General features: G+C 65.0%; 15 protein-coding genes. 11 read left to right on the top strand and 4 right to left on the bottom strand.

The features are described from left to right. Positions 1–155: 155 nt before the first annotated feature. Positions 156–2,423, bottom strand: a complete 2,268-nt coding sequence (locus BUS12_RS01500; RefSeq protein WP_074293911.1) for a hybrid sensor histidine kinase/response regulator — start codon at positions 2,421–2,423, stop codon at positions 156–158. Positions 2,424–3,105: 682 nt separating this feature from the next. Here BUS12_RS01500 and BUS12_RS01495 point away from each other — a divergent pair. The 8 genes from BUS12_RS01495 to BUS12_RS01460 all read left to right on the top strand — a co-directional run bounded on the left by BUS12_RS01495 (position 3,106) and on the right by BUS12_RS01460 (position 10,841). Further along, positions 3,106–3,474, top strand: coding sequence for a response regulator (locus tag BUS12_RS01495; RefSeq protein ID WP_074293910.1), 369 nt, complete (start codon positions 3,106–3,108; stop codon positions 3,472–3,474). After that, positions 3,467–4,090 carry a chemotaxis protein CheC gene (locus BUS12_RS01490; protein WP_074293909.1) on the top strand — a complete coding sequence of 208 codons (624 nt, stop codon included), beginning with the start codon at positions 3,467–3,469 and terminating at the stop codon, positions 4,088–4,090. The genes BUS12_RS01495 and BUS12_RS01490 overlap by 8 nt, the downstream gene beginning before the upstream one ends. Then, the gene (locus tag BUS12_RS01485) at positions 4,087–5,025 is read left to right on the top strand and encodes a sensor domain-containing diguanylate cyclase (protein WP_074293908.1); all 939 of its coding nucleotides are present in this window, start codon (positions 4,087–4,089) and stop codon (positions 5,023–5,025) included. Before BUS12_RS01490 ends, BUS12_RS01485 begins: the two co-directional genes overlap by 4 nt. A 314-nt stretch (positions 5,026–5,339) precedes the next feature. Further along, entirely contained in the window at positions 5,340–6,188 is an 849-nt protein-coding gene (gene hpnD, locus BUS12_RS01480; RefSeq protein ID WP_074293907.1) for a presqualene diphosphate synthase HpnD, read from the top strand. Further along, entirely contained in the window at positions 6,188–7,453 is a 1,266-nt protein-coding gene (gene hpnE / locus BUS12_RS01475) for a hydroxysqualene dehydroxylase HpnE (RefSeq protein WP_074293906.1), read from the top strand. The genes hpnD and hpnE overlap by 1 nt, the downstream gene beginning before the upstream one ends. After that, entirely contained in the window at positions 7,453–9,486 is a 2,034-nt protein-coding gene (gene shc / locus BUS12_RS01470; RefSeq protein ID WP_074293905.1) for a squalene--hopene cyclase, read from the top strand. Before hpnE ends, shc begins: the two co-directional genes overlap by 1 nt. 86 nt (positions 9,487–9,572) lie before the next feature. Then, positions 9,573–10,232, top strand: coding sequence for a phosphorylase (locus BUS12_RS01465; protein ID WP_253190104.1), 660 nt, complete (start codon positions 9,573–9,575; stop codon positions 10,230–10,232). A gap of 135 nt (positions 10,233–10,367) precedes the next feature. Next, positions 10,368–10,841, top strand: coding sequence for an acyl-CoA thioesterase (locus BUS12_RS01460; protein ID WP_074293903.1), 474 nt, complete (start codon positions 10,368–10,370; stop codon positions 10,839–10,841). Between the two features lie 142 nt (positions 10,842–10,983). On the opposite strand, the gene BUS12_RS01455 is transcribed toward BUS12_RS01460, so the two are convergent. Both BUS12_RS01455 and BUS12_RS01450 read right to left on the bottom strand, forming a co-directional pair. Continuing rightward, entirely contained in the window at positions 10,984–12,045 is a 1,062-nt protein-coding gene (locus BUS12_RS01455; protein WP_074293902.1) for an MlaA family lipoprotein, read from the bottom strand. Further along, on the bottom strand, positions 12,042–14,669 hold the full coding sequence (locus tag BUS12_RS01450) for a hopanoid transporter HpnN (protein WP_074293901.1): 2,628 nt from the start codon (positions 14,667–14,669) through the stop codon (positions 12,042–12,044). The genes BUS12_RS01455 and BUS12_RS01450 overlap by 4 nt, the downstream gene beginning before the upstream one ends. A gap of 177 nt (positions 14,670–14,846) precedes the next feature. Between BUS12_RS01450 and BUS12_RS01445 the strand changes: the two genes are divergently transcribed. Then, positions 14,847–15,452: an MlaC/ttg2D family ABC transporter substrate-binding protein gene (locus BUS12_RS01445; RefSeq protein ID WP_074293900.1), complete on the top strand. Its 606-nt coding sequence runs from the start codon at positions 14,847–14,849 to the stop codon at positions 15,450–15,452. Positions 15,453–16,220: 768 nt separating this feature from the next. Here BUS12_RS01445 and ispH read toward each other — a convergent pair. Continuing rightward, on the bottom strand, positions 16,221–17,165 hold the full coding sequence (gene ispH, locus BUS12_RS01435) for a 4-hydroxy-3-methylbut-2-enyl diphosphate reductase (protein WP_074293898.1): 945 nt from the start codon (positions 17,163–17,165) through the stop codon (positions 16,221–16,223). 297 nt (positions 17,166–17,462) lie between these two features. On the opposite strand from ispH, the gene hpnC reads away from it, so the two are divergent. Both hpnC and BUS12_RS01425 read left to right on the top strand, forming a co-directional pair. Further along, positions 17,463–18,329, top strand: a complete 867-nt coding sequence (hpnC, locus tag BUS12_RS01430) for a squalene synthase HpnC (RefSeq protein ID WP_074293897.1) — start codon at positions 17,463–17,465, stop codon at positions 18,327–18,329. Beyond that, positions 18,329–19,504 carry a glycosyltransferase gene (locus BUS12_RS01425; RefSeq protein WP_074293896.1) on the top strand — a complete coding sequence of 392 codons (1,176 nt, stop codon included), beginning with the start codon at positions 18,329–18,331 and terminating at the stop codon, positions 19,502–19,504. Before hpnC ends, BUS12_RS01425 begins: the two co-directional genes overlap by 1 nt. The last annotated feature ends 85 nt before the right edge of the window (positions 19,505–19,589 follow it).

Raw genomic sequence — 19,589 nt, 5'->3', positions numbered from 1 at the left:
ATCGCGCCGCGCCGCTTCAGGGCCTTGCCGGCCGATTCCGCAGGGGGTTGTCCGGCAGCGTGGTGGATGGCCGCCGGCAGGGTGTCGAGGCGCTTTTACAAAATCCGGGTAATTCCGCCGCGCCGTGGCGGGATGAGCCAGACAGAGAAAAGCGCTTACTCGGCAGGATGCGTGCTGGCCTGCGCCAGTTCGTGCTGAAGATCCTGCAGCAGCTTGTCGAGCAGTGCGATATCGAAGGGCTTCGACAGCACCCGCACGTCGACATGGCGCGCGCGGTCGAGTTCTTCCGCATAGCCCGTCACGAGGATCACCGGCAGGCGGGTTTCGAACCCCTGGACCGCTTCAGCCAGATCGATGCCGTTCATCGTGCCGGGCATGTGGATGTCGGAAATCACCAGATCGAACGGCAGCGGTTCGCCGGTGCGCGCCTGCTTCGCGTGGGCGTCGTCGAACAGGCGCAGCGCGGTGTCGGCGTTGAAAACGCAGGTGACCTGGTGGCCCATCATCTGCAGCAGGGCTTCGGTGCCGGCGGCGACCTCGTCGTTGTCCTCGACCAGCAGAATGCGCAGACCGTGCGGCGCGCCGGTGTCTTCGACGTGTGGCTCGGCGGGACGTTCGACTTCCGGCAGGGCCGCTGCGCGCGGCAGATAGAGCCGTACCGAGGTGCCCGCGCCGATCGCGCTGTCGATGGCGGCGAGACCGCCGGAGCGCTCGCAGAACGCGAACACCTGCGGTAGACCAAGGCCGGTGCCCATGCCTTTGGGCTTGGTCGTGAAGAGCGGCTCGAAGGCCCGGGCGAGCACCTCGGGCGGCATGCCGACGCCGGTGTCTTCGAGCGAAAGCTGCACGAACTCGCCCGTCAGCGGAAAGCCTTCCTCATGACGGAAGGTGATGTTGGCCGCCCGCACCGTGAAGCGGCCGCCGTTGGGCATCGCATCGCGCGCGTTGACGGCGATATTGATCAGCGCCAGTTCGAGCTCGGCGACGTCGACCCGCATCGGCCAGACGTCGGTGCCGATGTCGATCACCAGCGACACCTTCGCCCCCAGCGACGCACGCAGCAGCTCGCGACAGGCCGGCAGCCAGCGTTCGACCGCGAGCGTCTCGTTGCGCAGCGGCTGCTTGCGCGCCACGCCCAGCAATTGCCGCGTAAGCGACTGGCCGCTCTTGAGCGCGCGCTCGATGGCCGACAGCTCCCGGTCGAGCCCGGGGGCGCCGCGCCGTCGGGCGATCTGGACGTTCGCCGAGACGATCATCAGCAGGTTGTTGAAATCGTGCGCGACACTGCCGACCAGATTGCCGAGCGCTTCCATCTTGCGCGACTGCCGGTAGGCGGATTCGATGGAGCGGCGCATCGACGCTTCGGCCTGCCAGCGCTCCCACGCTTCCTCCTCGGCGCCCAGCCGGCGCAGCGACAGCCAGATCACGCACCACAGCACGATGGACGGCGTGAACATCGACAGGATCAGGACGCTCAGATGGCGGTACCAGCCCGCCCAGATCGCGGAGGTGCGGTAGCCGCACAAGACATAGGCCGGATACGCGCCCACCCGTCGGTAGGCCACGATCAGATTGTCGTTGTCGAACACGGAGCGGGTCCGGACCACGCCGGCGCGGCTGCCGCGGGCGAGGGCGTCGGTGAGCGGCGTATGCGCCGCGATCGTGGTGGGCTGGCCGGGCGCGGATGGGTAGTGGGCGAGCACCGCGCCATCGGCGCGGGTCAGGCTCATGGTCATCGGCGTGTCGGTGCCGCCGAGCAATTCCTGGTAGAAGTCGCTGAAATAGCTGGGCCGCAGCGCGACCGAGACCACCCCGGCGAACGCACCGTCCACGCCGCGCCTTGCGACGCCGGTATTGAAGACTTTTTCGCCGGCGACCTGGCCGACCATGTCTTTCGAGACGTGCTCGAGCATCTTGCCGTCGCGAATGCCGGTGAAGTCGTCGCGCTGCGCAATCGAAACGGTCGGCGCCGGATAAAAGCGGCTGGTTGCGAGCAGCGCGCCGTCCTCGCCGAAGATGGACACCGCCGAGACCTGCGGATAGCCGCCGCCCATGGTGCCCAGCTTGTCGTGGATCTCGCTCTGGCTCGCGCGGATGCCGTCGTCGTCGAGGCCCTGAACCAGATCGACGACGCGCGCATCGAGCGCTTCGTTCATATCGAACACTTTCAGCGCATGTTCTTCCGCGACCCGCACGGTACGCAGCGTCAGGTCGGTCGCGTCCGCTTCGCGCTCCCGCAGGTCGCTGAAGGCCATGGCCGCGACATATACGCACGGCAGCACGACCGCCGCGACCAGCAGGGCGATCAGCGTCATGCGCCGGACATGGAAATTCTGTTCCGGTACAACCGGGAACAGCGTCTCGTCCTGCCGGTTAGCGGAGAGACGGCTCGCTTCGCGCGAGTCGGACCGGTCGGGTGTCATCTGTAATACCGCTGCAAGGCGTCTGGGACGGAAAATCTTACGGTTACCATCATACGAGAAGCCGAAATATGCCGGGAAGGATCTGTCGGGCCGGTAAGAATAGACCGCGCGAGGCCCGCGGAAGTTTTTCTCTAAACAGCGACGAATCCGGAAGCGCAAACGTACACAAAAGTATAAACGACGTTAGATAACCGGAAGAGGGCCGAAAAACTCCTTGAAAACTGGATTTATGAGTAATTCATGTTCGTTAAATCCATTTTGACGAGTTGCCTTTTCGCTGGTTTAATTTAAGAATCTCGCCACGATAAATATTAGTGCGTCCGCCATGCTCGGGCGCCTGTACCGCGAGGGCCAGCCAGACAACGCAAACAAGGCGTGACGGAGGGGGTTCGCGGAAACGCGCGCGACAGGCTGGAGTTCCGCCTTTCCACTCGGCCGCGCAGAACCACCTACGGGGTAGGCTCGATCATGCCGGTCATCGTTATCGTCGCGCGTGCGCCCACGCGCATCCGTACCGTTCCTCTCGCACGCGCCGCCGCGTGCGTCCTCCCCGGCTTTTCGCAATCGGCCTTCGCACTCGCATCGGAGTATCCTTCCGCCGGTCCGTCGTCGCGCCGCTAAAGAAATTTTGAACCAGGCCGTTAACGCGACCGAGCCAATCCCGTTTTTCTGACCCTCCGCCATGTCATTGCCCATTGTGATCGCCGACGATTCGCTGCTTGCCCGCAAGGTGCTCACAAAGGCGCTGCCACAGGACTGGGATGTCGACGTCAGCTACGCATCGAACGGCCGCGAGGCGCTCGCGCTGTACCGCGAAGGCAAGGCGTCCGTGATGTTCCTCGATCTGACCATGCCGGACCTGACCGGCTATCAGGTGCTGGAGGCACTGCAGCACGAAGACCTGAACACCTTTGTGATCGTGGTGTCCGCCGACGTGCAGCCGATGGCGCAGGCGCGCGTGCGTTCGCTCGGCGCCATTGCCTTCATCGCCAAGCCCGTCAGCCCCGAGGCGGTACTACCCATCCTCAAGGAGTACGGGTTGTATGTCTGAGCCAGTCCTCAACGAAGATCGGCGCGACGCGCTGCAGGAGGTCGCCAATCTGGCGATGGGCCAGGCCGCAACCCGTCTGGGACGGTTGCTCGACGCGTTCATCGAACTGTCTGTGCCGCGCGTGCAGGTGGTCGAGATCAGCAAAGCGGCGGCGGCGTTGCGCGAGATGACCGGCATTCAGGAAGCGGTGAGCGCGGTGCGTCAGGGCTTCCGCTCGGACATCAAGGGCGAGGCGCTGGTGATCTGCCGCAGCGGCAGTATGGAGCAACTGTGCGGGCTGGTGAACGACCCGTACCCGCGCTCCGCCTACGAGCAGGTGAGCCAGGAAGAGCTGATTTTCGACGTCGCCAACGTGCTGACGGGGGCGTGCGTTTCGTGCATCCTCGAGCAGCTCGGCCGCACGCCGGTGTTTTCGGCGCCGGGCCTGCTCGGCGAATCCATGTCGCTTGACGACGTGTTCCAGCCCGGCGTGCTCGCCTGGGAAGTGGCGTTGCTCGTCGAAGTCAATTTCGCGCTCGAAGACCAGAGCTTCCGGGCTCATCTGGTCATGCTCATGGCTGAAGAGTCGATCCGCCACATGAATGACGCGCTTGACGCGTTGCTGTCCAGTCTATGAATGTCCCCCCTGCTTCGTTAAGCGATCTCGTTGTCGAGCGTGTCGGCTTCGGTATTTTCGTCCTCGACCGCGAGATGAACGTGCTGATGTGGAATCGCTTCATGCAGGATCACAGCGGTTTGTCGGCCGATCAGGTTGTCGGCAAGTCGATTTTCGCCAGTTTCCCCGAGTTGCCGCGCGTCTGGCTGACCCGTAAGCTCGAGAGCGTGTTCCAGCTCGGCAGCTTCGCCTTCAGCTCATGGGAACAACGCCCCTATCTGTTCAAGTTCGACCACGACCGGCCGATTACCGGCGGGGTGGATTTCATGCAGCAGGACTGCACCTTCATGCCGCTCACGCGCGAGCGTGAAGTGGTGGCCGTGTGCGTGACCATCTCGGACGTGACGCACGTCAGCATCGTGCAGCGCGAGCGCGAAGAGGCGGTGGCCAAGCTGCAGGAATATGCGGATCGCGACGGCCTCACCGGCATCGCCAATCGCCGCTTTTTCGAAGCGCGGCTGCGCGACGAATACACGCGCTGGCAGCGCTATGGCGGCGAGATGTCGGTGTTGCTGTTCGATCTGGATCACTTCAAAAAGATCAACGACCAGTTCGGCCACGGCGTCGGCGATACGGTGCTGCGCGAGATGGCGCAGCGGGTCGCCCAGGTGGTGAGGGTGCAGGATACGTTCGGCCGGTTCGGCGGCGAGGAATTCGCGCTGCTGCTGCCGTGTACGCCGCTCGCGGACGCGATGCTGGTCGCGGAAAAGATCCGTAATACGATCGGTGACGTGCCGGTGGACGTACAGGGCGTGTCGGTGCCGGTGACGGCGAGCGTCGGCGGGGCCGCGGCGCGGGTCGGCGTGCCGAATTACGACGTCTTGATCAACGAAGCGGACGCGGCGCTCTATAGCGCCAAGCGTCAGGGCCGCAACCGGTCGGTAGCTTTTATCTGAGCGCCGGCCGCCGGGCGCCGCTGCCAACGCATTCGCGAGCCGCTCTCGGCCGGCGCCGGCCGGCGCAGCAGGTGTCCCACCGTGCCCGCAAACCGCGCCTGTCGTGGCTTGCCACCCGGCCCGCCGTGCGTGTGATTCGGCAATAATGGCCGATTCTTCCGCCTCAAACTGCGCTATCCCGCAAAGGTTGTTATACTTTTCGCCGTTTCCGGCATCCCTGCCGACGTATTTGCGCGTGTCCGCGCGCGCGGCTTACCCTGCGGGTAGGCACGACTTCTTGATCGCCTCCAGAGGGCCCCTCAGCGGAGATCGTCTTGGCTGTTTCCAATCTTGTCGTGGACGATACAGAAACCGACGCCGCTGCCGCCACATCGGGCAGCTCGTTCTATCTTGCGATGCGCATCCTGCCGGCTGCGCAGCGCGACGCGATGTATCAGGTCTACGCTTTTTGCCGCGCTGTCGACGACATTGCCGACAGCGATCTGCCGCGCGCCGAGCGCGCCGCCGGGCTTGAACGCTGGCGTGCCGACATCGACGCCTGCTATGCCGGCGCGCCGCGCGCTTCGTTGCGCGCGTTGACGCGGCACATTCATACGTTTCACCTGCAACGCGACGATTTTCACGCGATGATCGACGGCATGGCGATGGACGCCGCCGCCGATATCTGCGCACCGGACGAGGACACGCTCGATCTGTATTGCGACCGGGTCGCCAGTGCCGCAGGCCGTCTATCGGTGAGGATCTTCGGGATGCAGGAAGAGCCTGGCCGCCGGCTGGCGCACCACCTCGGCCGCGCGCTGCAGTTGACCAATATCCTGCGCGATATCGACGAAGACGCCGGCATCAACCGCTGCTATCTGCCGCGCGAACTGCTGGCGCTTGAAGGTATTGCGACGGCTACGCCCGGCGTTATCGCCGACGATCCGTCGCTGCCGCGCGTCTGCGCCAAACTGGTGACGCGGGCCCGCGAGCATTTCGCTCAGGCGGACGCGATCATGGACGCCGTGCCGCGCAACCAGGTCCGCGCCCCGCGCATCATGTCCGGGGTCTACCGCTGTCTTCTCGATCGCACCGTTGAGCGCGGCTTCGATTTGCCGCGCACGAAGGTCAGCAAGCCGCGCGCGCGTCTGCTGTGGATCGTGGCGCGGTACGCTTTTTTCTGATGTCGAAGCTCGTCCACGTGATCGGCGCGGGCCTCGCCGGCCTGGCCGCGGCGGTGCAATTGCAGCGGCGCGGTGCGCAGGTCGTGTTGCACGAGGCGGCCGAGCAGGCCGGTGGACGGTGCCGCTCCTGGTACGACCGCGCGCTTGGCGCGACGCTCGACAGCGGCAATCATGTGGTGCTGTCCGGCCATGCCGCGACGCTGAATTATCTGCGCGCGATCGGCGCGGCCGACGAGCTGACGGGGCCGGCACAGCCCGAATACCCGTTCGTGGATCTCGCGACGCGTGCGCGCTGGAGCGTGCGCCTGTCGGCCGGGCGTTTGCCGTGGTGGATCTTCGATCAAACGGCGCGGGTGCCGAACACCCACCCGAGCGACTATCTGACGCTCGCGCCACTGCTGTTCGCGAAGCCCGGCCGCACCATGGCGCAGACCATGCGCTGCGATGGCGTGCTATGGGACCGCTTGCTGCGACCGCTGTTCCGGATGGTGCTCAATCACGAACCGCGCGAGGCCAGCGCCGAGCTGGCGGCCGCGGTGGTGCGCGAGACGTTGGCGGCGGGTGGCCCGGCGAGCCGGCCGCTGCTCGCGCGCAATGGCCTCAGCAGCGCCTTTGTCGATCCGGCGTTGCGTCTTTTGCAGCACGGCGGCGCCGCGATCCGGCTCGGCGCGCAGTTGAATCAGATCGTGTTTGCGGACACCGGCCGGGTCAGCGCGCTGGATTTTGCCGGTGAGGCGCGTCTTGAGCTCGCCGCCGGCGCCGGCGTGGTGCTGGCGGTGCCGCCGGACGTCGCGCGGGCGCTCGTCCCCGGTCTGCAGGCGCCGCGCCGCTTCAGCGCCACCGTCAACGTGCACTTCGCGGTCGAACCGCCGTTCGGCGTGCCGCCGCTGACTGGCCTGCTCAATGGCACGGCCGAGTGGATGTTCGCGTTCGACGGGCGTCTGTCCGTGACGATCAGCGGCGCCGAAAGGCTGCTCGACACGCCGCACGACGTGCTTGCGAAGACGATCTGGGCGGAAGTGGCCCAGGCGGCCAGCCTGCCGCTCGAACCCATGCCGGCCTGGCAGGTTGTGATGGAACCGCACGCGACCTTCGCGGCCGTGCCGGGCGAAGAGATGCATCGCCCGGGCACTCGCACCCGCTGGAAAAACCTCATGCTCGCGGGCGACTGGACGGCCACCGGCCTGCCCGCGACGATCGAAGGGGCGATCCGCTCCGGCCAGAAGGCCGCGGATACGCTGCTGAACGAACCGATGGAACGCTGATGAACGACTTATCCCTTGCCCAGACGACGGGCAACGAATCGCCCGACTCAACCGCGACGTCCGCTCCGCCCGCGGTCGGGGCAAGCGCCGCCGCGCAGGCTGCTGCCGCCGCGCTGGACGCCGCCGTCACGCGGGCAACCGACGCGATCCTCGACGCGCAGAAGCCCGACGGCCATTGGGTCTACGAACTCGAAGCCGACGCGACCATCCCCGCCGAATACGTGTTGCTGGTCCACTACCTCGGCGAAGAGCCGAATGCGGAACTGGAGCAGAAGATTGCGCGTTACCTGCGCCGCATCCAGTTGCCCAACGGCGGCTGGCCGCTCTTCACCGACGGCGCGCTCGACGTCAGCGCGAGCGTGAAGGCGTACTTCGCGCTGAAGATGATCGGCGAGCCGGAAGACGCCGACCACATGCGCCGCGCCCGCGAAGCGATTCTGGCGCACGGCGGCGCGGAAGCGTCGAATGTGTTCACGCGCATCCTGCTGGCGCTGTTCGGCGTGGTCTCCTGGTACGCAGTCCCGATGATGCCGGTCGAGATCATGCTGCTGCCGCAGTGGTTCCCGTTCCACCTGTCGAAGGTGTCGTACTGGGCGCGGACGGTAATCGTGCCGCTGCTGGTGCTGAACGCCAGGCGTCCGGTGGCGCGCAACCCGCGCGGCGTGCGGATCGATGAGCTGTTCCACGGCGCGCCCGTCACGACCGGCTTGCTGCCGCGTGCGCCGCATCAGCATCAGGGCTGGTTCACGTTCTTCCGCGGCGTCGATCACGTGCTGCGCCTCGTCGATGGCCTGTTTCCGAAGTACACACGCGAGCGGGCGGTCAAGGCCGCCCAGGCGTTCGTCGACGAGCGTCTGAACGGCGAAGACGGCCTCGGCGCGATTTTCCCGGCCATGGCCAACTCGGTGATGATGTACGACGTGCTGGGTTATCCGGCCGATCATCCGAACCGCGCGATTGCCCGTCAGTCGATCGACAAGCTGCTCGTCATCAAGGACGACGAAGCGTATTGCCAACCGTGCCTGTCGCCGGTATGGGATACCTCGCTTGCCGCGCATGCGCTGCTTGAAACCGGCGACCCGCGCGCCGAGCAGGCGGCCGAACGCGGGCTGCAATGGCTGCGTCCGTTGCAGATTCTCGACGTGCGCGGCGACTGGATCTCGCGCCGCCCGAACGTGCGTCCGGGCGGCTGGGCGTTCCAGTACGCCAACCCCTACTATCCGGACGTCGACGATACGGCCGTGGTTGTGATGGCGATGCACCGCTCGGCTGGGCTCACGCAGTCGGACGTCGACGGCGAAGCGATTGCCCGCGCCCGCGAATGGGTGGTCGGCATGCAGAGCAGCGACGGCGGCTGGGGCGCCTTCGAGCCGGAAAACACCCAGTACTACCTGAACAACATTCCGTTCTCCGATCACGGTGCCTTGCTCGATCCGCCCACGGCGGACGTGTCGGGCCGTTGCCTGTCGATGCTGGCTCAACTGGGCGAGTTGCCGGCCAACAGCGAGCCGGCGCGCCGCGCCTACGACTACATGCTCAAGGAGCAGGAAGCGGACGGTAGCTGGTATGGCCGGTGGGGCATGAACTACGTCTACGGCACATGGACGGCGCTCTGTTCGCTGAACGCCGCCGGCATGGCGCACGACGACCCGCGCATCAAGCGCGCGGCGCAGTGGCTCGTGTCGATCCAGAACGAGGACGGCGGTTGGGGCGAGGACGGCACCAGCTACAAGCTCGACTACCGCGGCTACGAGCGCGCGCCGAGTACGGCCTCGCAGACTGCCTGGGGCCTGATGGGCTTGATGGCGGCGGGCTGCGTCGAGCATCCGGCGGTGGCGCGCGGCGTCGAATACCTGCTGCGCGAGCAGCGCGAACATGGTCTGTGGGACGAAACCCGCTTTACGGCGACCGGCTTCCCGCGGGTGTTCTACCTGCGCTACCACGGCTATCGCAAGTTCTTCCCGCTCTGGGCGCTGGCGCGTTACCGGCAACTGAAGCGTGACGGGCTGACGCGCGTCGTCGTCGGGATGTAATGGTGTCCACGTCTACTCGCTTTACCCAGTCGGTATTGTCGTCCCAGGCTGCCGGCGGCCGCTTGCCGGTTATCGCCGTCACCGGCATGGCCTTCGAAGCGCGGATCGTGCGCGGCGAAGGCATCGAGGTGGTGTACGCGGCACGTGCCGATCTGCTCGAGCGGGCGCTGAGCGCGGCCGTCGCGCGTGGCTGCGCGGGGATCGTCAGCTTCGGCACGGCGGGCGGCCTCGCGCCTGGCCTGGAACCGGGCGCAGTGATCGTGGCGGACGCGGTGGAGGGTCCGCTTGGGCGCTTCGCCACCGACTCGCGCTGGTCCGAGCGCCTCGCCGCCGCGCTGGCCGCGACGCCGCTCGGCGCGCGCCTGCACCGCGGTCTGCTGGCCGGCGTCACGGCGCCGCTGACCGGCGCGGACGACAAAGCCGCGCTGCATCGCTCCAGCGGCGCGCTTGCCGTGGACATGGAATCGCATGTCGCCGGGGCCATTGCCGCGGCGCACGGTGTGCCGTTCGCGGTGTGCCGCGCGATTGTCGATCCTGCGTGGCGCACGCTACCGTCCGCTGCGACAGCAGGGTTGCGCGACGACGGCAGTACCGCGATTGCGCCGATCCTGCGCGAACTGCTGAAGCAACCCTCGCAGCTTGGACCATTGCTGCGGGTCGCCGCCGACGCACGCGCCGCCCGCACGGCGCTGGTCCAGGCGCGTCATGCCCTCGGTGCGGCGGGCGCGCTGCAGCCGACGGTCTGAGACAGGCCGGGCGTGAGCCGGCCATGCCTCTTTTTGGCGGCCTAGGGAAAACCCTTATTTTTGGTATAATCTAGGTATTAACCCTAGGTTTCGGTCCTGCGACCGTACCCCATCACCTCACGCAGGGGATACCTGATGAATTTCCATACCAGAAAATGGGTCAAGCCCGAAGACCTGAACCCCAACGGCACGCTGTTCGGCGGCAGTCTGCTGCGCTGGATCGATGAAGAAGCCGCCATCTATGCCATTTGCCAGCTGGACAACCAGCGCGTGGTGACCAAGTTCATGTCGGAGATCAATTTCGTCAGCTCGGCGCGCCAGGGCGACATCATCGAGCTCGGCATGACGGCGACGCATTTTGGCCGCACGTCGATTACGCTGCGCTGTGAAGTGCGCAACAAGATCACGCGCAAGAGCATCTTGACCGTCGAGAAGATGGTGTTTGTGAACCTCGGCGAAAACGGCGAACCGGCGCCGCATGGCCGTACGCAGATCCGTTACGCGGACGAAGCGTTCGAGCGGTATCGGGCGGATTCGATCCCGGCGCCGCAGCCGGCAGCGAGCGTCGAGGACGCGGTAGCGCGGGTCGAAGCCGATACGATGCATTGAAGACGGTGTGCGGCAAGCCTGGGTTCAGCGGCCTTTGATTGGTTGGTTGGTGTCGCTCAGACCGTGCGCTTGCGATCACTGAAGTGGAACAGCCCGACCCGGTGTGAACCGGTCGGGCTGTTTTGCATGGTGCGAGTGCTGGCTACTTGACCGGAACCGGCACAGCAACAGCAGAGGCGGCGGATGCAGCCGCCGCGGCTGCCGCTGCGCTCGCTGCCTTCGGCGAACTCGCGCTTACCGCAGGCTGGGCCGCTTGAGCGGCGTTACTGGCAGGGCTCGCCGGAGCCGCCGGCGCGGCGCTTGACGCCCCATTGGCCGGCGCCGCCGAATCGCCCGGATCCGTGTAGTTCGGCAAGTCCGCGGGTGCCGTACCCGACGCGCCATTGGCCGGTGCGGCCGGCGCCGACGTATCGCCCGGATCGGTGTAGTCCGGCAAACCAGCCGGCGCGGTACCCGACGCGCCCGGTGCCGTGCTTGCGCCGTCGGATGCGCCCGGATCGCCATAATTCGGCAGTGGCGCGGCGTTCGAACCCGAACCCCGGATCAGCGAGACACGTTGCTGCGTGTAAGCGTCCCGTACGAAGGAATACTTGTCGAGCGCGGCCGCCTGCAACAGGTCCGACGCACCGAGCAGGTCGGCACGCGCGCTGATGAACTGGGCGATGTACATCGGATTGCGCACCGCCGGCTTCATGTAGTGGATCACGTTGAAGCGGAAGTCGACGACGTAACCGGTACTGTCGCGCACCGAACTCGGACCGAACAGCGGCAGCACGAGGTAAGGACCGGCCGGCACGCCCCAGCGCCCGAGCGTCAGGCCGAAGTCCTCGTGGTGCTTCGGCAGCCCTGCGGGCGTGGCGAAATCGAGCAGCCCGCCAAGCCCGAACGTCGAGTTCATGGCGAAGCGCATGATGTCTTCGGTGGCATCGGTGATCTTCAACTGCAGCAGGTTGTTCGCCGCGTTGCCCAGGTCCCCGAGGTTCGAGAAGAAGTTGCTGATGGCCTGGCGGACCGGTTGTGGCGTGACCTTCTGATAGCCCCGCGCGACCGGCTGCGCCACCGTCCGGTCGAGCGCGTCGTTGAACTTGAAGATCTGGCGGTTCATCGGCTCCAGCGGGTCGCCGGGCTTGCGGTCGGGACCCGTCGCACACCCTGTGGCAACACCTGCAACGAGCAGGGCCAGGGCGGTGGTTCGCATCTTCATTTCGTGATTCCTTGCTTTTCTTTTGATGCGCGACGCGCGCGCGGCTTACCCATCAAGACGGGTTGAAACACCACGGCACCGATCAGCGTGCAGAAGAGGGAGAGCGCAAGCAGCCGCCCCATGCTCGACGTTCCCGGATGATGCGACAGCCAGAGGCTACCAAACGCAGTCGCGGTGGTAGCGGCACTGAACATCACGGCGTGGGTGAGGCTCGACTGCAGCAGGCCGGTCTGCCCGTTGCGCCATGCCATGACAAAGTAGATCTTGAACGCGACGCCTACGCCCAGCATAAGCGGCAACGCGATGATGTTGGCGAAATTAAGTGGCATGCCGAACACAACGCACAATTCAAGCGTCACCAGCGCCGACACCAGCAGCGGGATCAGCGTGCGCAGCACGTCGCTCAGGCGCCGCAGCGCGAGCCACAGCAGGATGGTGATGGTCAGCAGCGCCCAGCCCGCGGCTTGCAGGAAGGCCTTGATGATGACGTCTGCGGAATGCAGGATCGAGATCGTGCCGCCGATCGCACCAGGCTCTGCGGCCTTCACGGCACGGGCGAAGCGGCGCAGCATCGCATCGTCGCCGGGGTCGGCGCCGGGCGCGACCTTGGGCGCGATATCGACGAGCGCGTGGCCGTCCGCCGAGACCCAGTCGCGCGAGATCTCCGGCGGCAAGCTGGCGCGCGTGATCTCAGTGGGCTGCAGCAGCGCGGCGAGTTGCGCAAGCGCGATCTTCAGCGTGCCGGCCATTGCGGTTTCGGCGTGGTCGCGTGTGGCGGGGCTAGCGGCGGCGAGCTTTTGCAGCGTCGCGGCAAGATGCTGGGCCTCCGCCGCGCCCGGACCCGGATGGTCCTCTGCTGCGAGCACCAACTGGTTTGCCGCGCGCTTCAATGCTGCGACGCGCAACGTGTCGCTCGACGGCGGCGCGGGCGTTTGCGTCAGCGCCGGCAGCAACTGCTGCGCCGCGCTATTGATCAGCAGGAGCTTTTGCGTCTGATCGGTGGGGATGAAGGTACTCAACGTGGTGACGCGGCCCACTTCCGGCAGCTTCTTCAGATGCGCCTCGATCTGATCCGCCGCCGTAAGCGAAGGCGCCAGCACATGCACGTTATTGACCGCCGCTTCCGGCGAGTCCTTCAGCGAGAGCAGCGTTGCCATCGATTCCGTATGCGGATCTTTCAGATGCAACGGATTGAAATCGAAGCGCAGATGCGTGAGCAGCGGCAGGGCGCCGATCACGACCACGAGGGTGCCGATCAGCACGGGCTTGCGATTGCGGTCGAGAAAATCGTCGACGGGCGCCAGTTGCTTGAAACCCGGCGCGGCGGCTTCGCCTGGCGGGTTGAAGATCTTCAGGAGTGCCGGAAACAGCGTCATGTTGGTCGCATAGGCGACGAACATCCCGACGCCGGCGATCTGCCCCAACTCGGCCACGCCGCGGTAGGCGGTGGGCAGGAAGGAGAAGAACGCCTCGGCGACCGCGACGGCAGCGAGCGTCAACGGCACGCCGATGGTGTGCGCGGTATTGACGAGCGCAGCGGACAGACGGTCGTCGCGATTGCGCTCTTCGCGGTACTTGACGCCGAACTGCACCCCGAAGTCGATCCCGAGCCCGACGAACAGCACCATGAAGGCGACCGAAATCATGTTGAGCGCGCCGACCATCATGAGACCGAGCGCAGCCGTGATGGCGAGGCCGACGAACAGCGTGATCAGCACGGCGACGATCATGCGTCCCGAGCGCAACGCGAGCCACAGGATGATCAGCACGACGACGAAGGTGATCATGCCGTTGAGCGCGGCGCCGTCCTGCACCGAGGCGAATTCTTCATCGGCGAGCGGCTGCTCGCCGGTCAGACGGATCGACGCGCCGTAGTGGGCGCCGAGGTCGAGCGATGCCGCGGTGGCGCGGATGTCGGCCGAGGCGCGCGCACCGGGTTCGAGCGCGCCGTAGTCGACCACCGGCTGCACGGTGATGAAGGCGCGCGCCGGGTTGGTGGAGACGTCCTTGTCGACGAGCGCGCGCCATGAGAAGGCGGCGGGCTGGCCGGCGAGTACACGGTCGAGCACGTCGGCGCTTTGCGAAAGCAGGTGGCTCATATCGCTGAGCTTCACCTGGCCGAGTTGCAGCGGCAGCAGCAGACTGGTGGTAAGGACGCCTGCGAGACCGGTCAGGCTGGGATCTTTGGCTAGCGCGTTGACGAGGGGACGCGATTGAACGAGTTGGCCGGTGGTGGACTGCACGTCATCGAGCGAGGGGAACAGCAGGCCGTTGTGCTCGAAGAACGAGCCGCCGGCCGGTTGGGTGACGGCGACGAATTCCTTGGACTGGCTTTTCAGCGCGGCGGTGAGGGCATTGGCGGCGGCGTCGGCGAATTCGGGGGCGCGGGCTTCGACGACGACGAGCACGGTCTGGCCGCGTTGGGGGAATGCCTTGTCGATGGCGTCGTCGAGGGAGGACCAGGCCTGATCGTTTTCGACGAGACGGCTGATGTCGGTATTGATCTTGAAGTGGGCGGCAACGTAATAGCCGCTCAGGACCGCGAGGATCAGCGAGACCACGATGACGCGCAGTGGGCGGCTCACCGACCAGGCGACGAGACGGACGATAGATGACTTCAGCATGTAGGGGAGTTGGGCCCTGTCACGGATGGCGTTTTTGGCATAAGGGCATAAGTATACCGAGGTGGGGCTGATTGGCTCAGGTTATGGGGCGCGGCTGAACGTCCAAAATCGGTATACTGGCTTTCAGCGTGGCCCAGCGGGTCATCCAGTGGTCATTTTTACTGTCCTGATGAGCTTATGAAACGTTATCTGTCTGCTTTTCTGGCGGCTGCGGTGGTTTCCACTACGGCTTTTGCGCAAGCTGCCCCTGATGCGGTGGTGAAGAACGCGGTTGAGGGCACGGTCAGCGCGATGAAGGCTGATCCCCAGGCGCGCGCGGGCGACATGGGCAAAATCACGCAGGTGGTGGTAACACATTTTGTGCCTGCTACGGACTTTCAGCGTACGACGCGGATTGCGGTGGGGAAGGCGTGGACCACGGCGACGCCGGAGCAGCAGAAGCAGTTGTACGAGCAGTTCCAGACATTGCTGGTGAGGACGTATGCGGCTTCATTGGCGCAATTGCGGGATCAGGACGTGACGTTCAAGTTTGCGCCGGCTAGCGTCGTGGCGGGGGGCAAGGATGCCGTCGTGCAGTCGCATGTGATTAGCAATGGTGGGGATGATTCTGTCGGGTATCGGATGGAGAAGACGGATTCCGGGTGGAAGGTCTATGACATCGATATGATGGGCGCCTGGCTCATTCAGGTTTATCAGACGCAGTTTGCGGATCAGCTCTCTAAAGGCGGGGTTGATGGGCTTATTAAGTTTTTGACTGAGCATAATGCTCGGAGTGCGGGGTAGCGTTTTTTTGTTTGTCTGGCTGACGGCTTTTTTTGCCTGCGGCGCCTTGGTTTTGCGCTGTGGTCTTAGGGTGTTGGCCTTTCCTTGCTTTCTTAGTGGTCTATTAGCTTCGCCCCTGTGCGGGGCGGCACTTACTTTCTTTGCCGCCGCAAAGAAAGTAAGCAAAGAAAGCGGGCTGCAACCGCCAGCCCGTAGTGAGCCACCTCTCATGTGACCACGAAGTGGTCCGAGACAAGACGGTCTCTCGCATTTCCCTCGTTCGTGACACAGCGCTCATCCATCCCGCTTCGCACTTCGTGCTTTGCGGATGGGTCCGCCTCGGATGGCGCGCCTTGCCGGAAGTGCCGGGCTAAGTAAGCACTGCAGAACCGTCGGCGATTCCGCCGTTTCGGATTAGGGCTGGCCAGAGAAAGTTAGACATCCTACGGAACACGCAGAAGGCGCTATGCCTGACGGCGGGGCGCGAAGCGCGACGCTGGAGCGGATGAGTGCTTTGTCACTGAGGGGAATGGAGCGAGAACGGGTCTCGTGTTGGGCCGTTCCCGGTGGTAGACCGGGACGGCTCACTAAACGCTAGCGGTGTGAGCCCGCTTTCTTTGCTTACTTTCTTTGCGGCGGCAAAGAAAGTAAGTGCCGCCCCGCACAGGGGCGAAGCTAATAGACCACTAAGAATGCAAGGAAAGGCCAACACCCTAAAAACACAGCGCAAAACCAATGCGCCGCAGGCAAAAAAAAGCCGTCAGCCAGACAAAACAAAAAACCCCGACCTTAAACTTCCCGAGCAGCAAGCGGCTGCATCAACTTAGCGGGCAGCTTAAACTCAACCTTCTCCTCGCGGCCGGCCATAGTGGTGACATCAACAGGCCCAAGCGCGCGCAGCGCATCAATAACGTTCTCGACCATTTCCTCGGGCGCGGACGCGCCAGCGGTAATCCCAACAGTCTGCACGCCGGCAAACCACTCCGCCTTCACCTCAGACCCATCGGCAACCAGATAACTCGCCACCCCGGTCTCGCTGCCAATCTCCCGCAAGCGGTTCGAATTCGAACTATTCGTCGCGCCCACCACCAGCAACACCTGAACCTGCGTGCTCAACTCGCGCACAGCCGCCTGACGATTCTGCGTGGCATAGCAAATATCCCGCGTATCCGGCCCAACGATATTGGTAAACCGCCGCAACAAAGCATCAATGATGCCCCGCGTATCGTCGACCGAAAGCGTTGTCTGCGTCACATACGCTAGCGGCGCGTCCAGCGGCAATTCCAGATGCGCCACCTCCGCCTCGCTCTGCACCAGCAACACCTTGCCCGGTATCTGACCAATCGTGCCCTCGACCTCCGGGTGCCCCGCGTGGCCAATCAGTATCAGTGTGCGGCCGGCCGCCACGTACTGGCGCCCCTGCACATGTACCTTGGTGACCAGCGGACAGGTCGCGTCGAGCACATCGAGCCCGCGCTGCTCCGCGTCGCGTTCGACAGTCTGGGCCACACCGTGCGCACTAAAAATCGCCACCGCGCCCTCAGGCACCTCGTCGAGCTCTTCGACAAAGCGCGCCCCCTTCTGACGCAGGTTGTCCACCACGTGACGGTTGTGGACGATTTCGTGACGCACATACACGGGTGCCCCGTGTTGCTGCAACGCGCGATCGACGATTTCGATCGCCCGGACCACCCCCGCACAAAAACCACGGGGTTGAGCAAGGATGACTCGCATAGGCTGCCGAACTCCGACTGACGCAGGTTTCGAGGAAGTCGATATAAACGACTTTATCGCCGCGACATTGATAATAATTGATGTCTAAAAACCGGCGCAAAGCCGGTAGACGAAAACCAAACGCGCATTCTAACGCTATCGGGCGCGCTTTGCTCTGGCCGATCCCCGTCCCAGGCGGCCTCTCGAGGCCGTCCAGCAGTCGTTGCACGCTGCAGTCGCCCTGCGGAACCCTTAAACTATAGGGTCCTGCGGTTATTGCTTACAACCGCATTACCCTATGTATTCGAGGCTCGCCGTATGGAAGCCGATCACTACGAAAACTTACCGATCGCCAGTGTGCTGCTGCCGAAGGCGCTCCGTCTGCCTGTCGGCGTGATCTATCAGGTCGCCCGTACGGCCGCGGACATCGTCGAAGAAGGCGATTGGAGCGCCGCGGAGCGTCACGCGCGCCTCGCCGATTTCCGCGCCGGGCTCGACGCCGTGGCAAGCGGCCACCTCGCGCCCGTGCATCCGCTGCTGTTCGGCAAGCTGGCCGGCGTGGTCGCGCAGTATCAATTGCCGCTCGCGCCGTTCTACGACCTCGTCTCGGCGCTCGATCAGGAGATCGACACCACCCGCTTCGCCGACCAGCCGGCCCTGCTCGATTATTGCCGCCGCTCCGCGCACCCGGTGGGGCAACTGATGCTGCATCTGTTCAATGCGGCAACGCCGGCCAATCTGGCCGACTCCGATACGATCTGCACCGCGCTTCATCTGATCAATTTCTGGCAGGACATTGCGATCGACCTGAAAAGCGGCCGCATCTACCTGCCGCAAAGCGACCTCGAGCGCTTTAACGTCACCGAAGCCCGCATGACCAACGGCACCGCGGACGACGCATGGCGCGCACTAATGGCCTATGAGGTCGCTTACGCCCGCACCATGCTGGTCCGCGGGGCGCCACTCGCGCTGCGCATCCCCGGACGCGCGGGGCTGGTGCTGTGCGGCATTGTCCACGGCGGTTTGCGCATTCTCGAGCGCATCGAGCAGGCCGGCTATGACGTGTTCCGTCGCCGTCCGGCGCTCGACGGCTTCGACTGGTTTGTCGTCACAACGCGCGCGCTCGCAATGTGGCTGTCCCGGCGCGTCGGTGTACGCGTCACTTCGATTGAGGGCAACGCGTAATGCAGGTGGTTCTGTTTGGTCTGTCGTGTCTCTCCCTGTTGATCTGGTGCGTGCTGCTGTTTGCCCGCGGCGGTTTCTGGCGAGCCCGCCCCGCTACGCCGCTCGCGAACACGTCACGCGATGCGTGGCCGGCCGTCGCCGCCGTGGTGCCGGCCCGCAATGAAGCCGACGTCATCGCAGAGGCGGTCAGCACCCTGCTCGCGCAAGCGTACGCGGGGCCGTTCCACGTGATCGTGGTTGACGACCACAGCACCGACGGCACCGCCGACGCCGCCCGTGCCGCGGCGCTGGCGCTTCAATGTCCCGAGCGCCTGACGGTGCTGAGTGCGAAGCCGCTGCCGTCGGGTTGGTCGGGCAAGGTGTGGGCGCAGTCGCAAGGCATCGAAGCCGTGCGCACGCTTGGTCTGCCAGCCGACTTCCTCTTGCTGACCGACGCTGACATCGGCCATCCCACGGATGCCGTGACGCAACTCGTCGCTCGCGCCGACGCCGAACAGCGCGATCTGGTGTCGTTGATGGTGCGGTTGCGCTGCGATTCGTTCTGGGAAAAGGCGCTGATTCCGGCCTTCGTGTTCTTCTTTGCCAAGCTGTATCCGTTCTCGTGGGTCAACAACCCGCGCAACAAGACAGCTGCGGCGGCCGGCGGCTGCATGCTGGTGCGGCGTACGGCGCTGGAAGAAGCGGGCGGCATCGAGTCGATTCGCGGCGAGCTGATCGACGATTGCAGTCTCGCCGCGCGCATCAAGCATCGTGGTGAGGGACGTCATCCGATCCGTCTGGATGTGGCGGCGCGTAGCGTCTCACTGCGTCCGTACGACAACTGGCGCGAGATCTGGAACATGATCGCGCGCACGGCCTTCACGCAGTTGCACTACTCCGCATGGCTGCTGGCCGGCACGCTAGCGGGCATGGCGATCATCTATCTGATCCCGCCGGTGGCCGCGCTGGAACTCGGGCCGCGCGGCTTGCCGGCGTGGCTCGCATGGGCGGCAATGTGCTGCGCGTATGCGCCGATGCTGCGCTATTACGGTCGCTCGCCGCTGTGGGCGCCGTTCTTGCCGCTGGTGGCGTTGTTTTATGTCGGCGCTACGTTTGCGTCCGCGGTGCGCTATTGGCGCGGCAAGGGCGGTCAGTGGAAGGCGCGCGTGCAGGCGCCGGTGCAACAGGATCGGTGAGTGGGCGGCGCGGTAGCCGAACGCGCACCCTGGGTGGCGTGCGAGGCGAAGGCCTTGCGCGCGGTCCGCAGCGGACCTCGCTCAT

Source organism: Paraburkholderia phenazinium, assembly GCF_900142845.1.
GTDB classification, from domain to species: domain Bacteria; phylum Pseudomonadota; class Gammaproteobacteria; order Burkholderiales; family Burkholderiaceae; genus Paraburkholderia; species Paraburkholderia phenazinium_A.
The sequence above is the reverse complement of the archived record's forward strand: the minus strand, read 5'-3'. Positions and strand labels throughout refer to the sequence as shown.